Here is a 2750-nt window from a genome sequence, read left to right as displayed (position 1 = left end):
GCGGTGAAGGTGCGCTGCGGAGAAGCGGCGACGCAGGAACGCCACTACGGCCGCGATGATGCCGCCGATGATCACGATCGGGCACAGCAGGCCCAGCCAGCCGAAGCCGCTGCTCTTGGACTCGGGCTTGGCGGCTGGCGCGGGCGCCGGATTACCGGCCTTGGTGGGCGCGCCCTGGCCGGTGGCCGACTTCAGCGCGCCCAGAGCCGCGACCGTCGCGCTCGTGTAGTCGTGGTTGCTGCCGAGGCCGTTCTGGAAGGCCGTACCGGCGGAACCGGTGTCCTTGATGTGCGAATTCGCACCCGTGCGGATGGTGAAGAATCCCGCCTTGGTGTTGATGGCCAGCACCACATCCGACGCGCCGGCAACTTTGGACTGGGTCTCCTGATCGAACTTGCCGCGATCGTCGGAGAACTTCTGGGTGGTGAAGATCTGCACCGGATCCGTCAGCTGCATGGCCGCGTTCGTCACCTTGGTGACGTCCAGGACCTTGGAGTCGTCGTGCACGGTGACCGGCCCGGCCGCAGCCGTCCCCGTCGCCAGCAGGATCACCCCCGCCACGGCTGACAGCAGCATCAGTAAACGCTTGACCATGTTGACATTCCTTTGTCTGGGCGACATCCCTGCCGCCTCGGCATACGCGACACTACGGTCTGTTCGTCACGATCGCTTACCCGGAAGGAGTGCGCGTGCCCACAGTGGTCCGGGCGACCATCAAGCCCGGCAGCAAGAAAGGCCCCCTGGTCGAGATTCTCGAGGACGGGGCGCTGCAACTGTATGTGCGCGCCCCGGCGGTGGAGGGCAAGGCCAACAAGGCCGCCATCGAACTGCTCGCCGCCCACTTCGGCGTCGCCAAGTCCGCGGTCCGCTTGACCGGCGGCGCGACCTCACGGTTCAAACGCTTCGAAATCGACGACTAGCCAACCGGACTAGACCGCGCCGGGGAATCCCAGCTGCCGCCACGCCTCGTACACCGCGACCGCGGCGGCATTGGACAGGTTCATCGATCGCCGTCCCGGCAGCATCGGAATGCGCAACTGCTCGGTGACCCGGGGATCGGCGAGAACCTCCTCGGGCAGCCCGGTCGGCTCGGGCCCGAAGAGCAGCACATCACCGTCGCGGTACGCGATCTCGGTGTTGTGCGTGGTGGCCGTCGCGGTGAACGCGAAGACCCGCTCGGGCGCGATGACTTCCCATGCGGCCGCGAGACTCTGATGCACGGTGACAACGGCCAGGTCGTGGTAGTCCAACCCGGCCCGGCGTAGCTTCGGCTCGGATAGGTCGAAGCCGAGCGGTTCGATCAGGTGCAGCGCGCAGCCGGTACCGGCGGCCAGCCGAATGGCATTGCCGGTATTGGGCGGGATGCGAGGTTCGAAGAACACGAGATGGAACACGGGCTCCAGCATCTCAGAGCCCCGGTTAAGCTCGTGCGGTGAGTCCAGCCCATGCCGCACCCGAGAGTCGCAGCAGCCGCGCGGGGGAGTTCGTGCGCGAGAACCTGCCCATGCTGCTGGTGGCGACGGTGCTGGTGGTGGCCGTCGTATTCCTGGCCTGGGATCGCTGGCGGCGCGGGACGTTCTTCTTCGGCGGCGCGACGCTGCTGGCCGCGGCGCTGCGGCTGATCCTGCCGACCGACCGGGCGGGTCTGCTCGCGGTGCGCAGCAAGGGTTTCGATGTGGCGTGGCTGACGGTGCTGGGCGGGGCGATCATCGCGCTGGCCGCGACCATCAGCAGCCTCGGCGTCACCTAGGACCGGCCGAGGTCGGGGCCGCGACCGGGGTCGCGGCGCTGAGAAGTCGAGTGGGGCTGGTCTAGACGGACGTGATGCGGCGGCCGAGTTCTCGGCGTAGTACTTCCTGGTCGGGAAGTCTGTGCAGGACGCGGAGTATGGCCGGGCGGAGTTCACGCTGCTCGTCCTCGGAGAGCAGATCGACGAGATCGCGGAGATCCATGTCATCGAATGCGGCGGTCATGTCTGACAGATTACGACCGGAAGGCCCCGCGCACACGTATTCGGCGCCACCGGTTACGGAGGTGTCATGTCGACGAAACCGGAAGCGCGTCAGGACAATTCGCGCGAAACAGGCACGATACGCGAGGTAACGCGCCGCCCGCTGAGGCAGCGTAGATGCAGCGGTCGGGCAGCGCAGATTCAGTGTTGCGACACCCGCTGGGCGCGCGCCAGATCCATGGTCTCGAGCACCAGCTTGCTCACCGCGTCGAACTCGGTCAGGAAGCCGTCGTGGCCGTCGCGGGAGTGGATGACCTCCAGCCCCTTGGAACCGGGCAGCAGATCGGCCAGCTCCTGCTGGGTGCGCAACGGGTAGAGCCGATCCGAATCCACCCCGCCGATCACACACGGCACCGGCGTCGCCGCCAGCGCCGCCGCGACGCCGCCGCGCCCGCGGCCCACGTCGTAGCGGTTCATGGCCTCGGTGAGCAGCACGTAGGTGGCCGGGTCGAAGCGCGAGATGAGCTTGTCGGCCTGGTACTCCAGGTAGCTCTGCACCGCGTAACGCCCACCCGCCCAAGGGTTCTCGTCCCCCTGGGCATGGTTCTCGAAGCGATGGTCGAGCTCGGCCTCGGTGCGGTAGGTCAGGTGCGCGATGCGCCGGGCGATGCCCATGCCGGTCATGGGCGCGCGCCCGGTGCCGTGGTAGTTGCCGCCCTGCCAGTCCGGATCGGCCGTGATGGCGGCGATCTGGGTGGTCTGGGTGCCGATCTGGTCGGCGGTGGCGCGCGCGCCGACC

5 protein-coding genes and 1 pseudogene are annotated in these 2750 nt (G+C 67.9%); 2 read left to right on the top strand and 4 right to left on the bottom strand.

Annotation, left to right across the window (positions count from 1 at the left end; all coding sequences use genetic code 11):
• A partial coding sequence (locus tag ACWELQ_RS43040) for a hypothetical protein (protein ID WP_452402740.1) occupies positions 1 to 594 on the bottom strand: 594 nt, incomplete at its 3' end.
• A 95-nt stretch (positions 595 to 689) separates the two neighbouring features.
• Here ACWELQ_RS43040 and ACWELQ_RS43035 point away from each other — a divergent pair.
• Complete coding sequence (locus ACWELQ_RS43035) at positions 690 to 920, top strand: DUF167 domain-containing protein (RefSeq protein WP_452402739.1); 231 nt, start codon at positions 690 to 692, stop codon at positions 918 to 920.
• 9 nt (positions 921 to 929) lie between these two features.
• On the opposite strand, the gene ACWELQ_RS43030 is transcribed toward ACWELQ_RS43035, so the two are convergent.
• Entirely contained in the window at positions 930 to 1406 is a 477-nt protein-coding gene (locus ACWELQ_RS43030; RefSeq protein WP_379353561.1) for a tRNA (cytidine(34)-2'-O)-methyltransferase, read from the bottom strand.
• Positions 1407 to 1432: 26 nt separating this feature from the next.
• On the opposite strand from ACWELQ_RS43030, the gene ACWELQ_RS43025 reads away from it, so the two are divergent.
• Positions 1433 to 1750, top strand: a complete 318-nt coding sequence (locus ACWELQ_RS43025; protein ID WP_452402738.1) for a DUF3017 domain-containing protein — start codon at positions 1433 to 1435, stop codon at positions 1748 to 1750.
• A 61-nt stretch (positions 1751 to 1811) separates the two neighbouring features.
• On the opposite strand, the gene ACWELQ_RS43020 is transcribed toward ACWELQ_RS43025, so the two are convergent.
• Complete coding sequence (locus tag ACWELQ_RS43020; protein ID WP_167659831.1) at positions 1812 to 1973, bottom strand: hypothetical protein; 162 nt, start codon at positions 1971 to 1973, stop codon at positions 1812 to 1814.
• Positions 1974 to 2152: 179 nt separating this feature from the next.
• Positions 2153 to 2750 (bottom strand): annotated as a pseudogene (locus ACWELQ_RS43015) (homoserine O-acetyltransferase MetX); the annotation flags it as partial.

Source organism: Nocardia sp. NPDC004722, from assembly GCF_053601505.1.
Note: the sequence above shows the minus strand (reverse complement) of the source record. Positions and strands in the feature narration are given on the sequence as shown.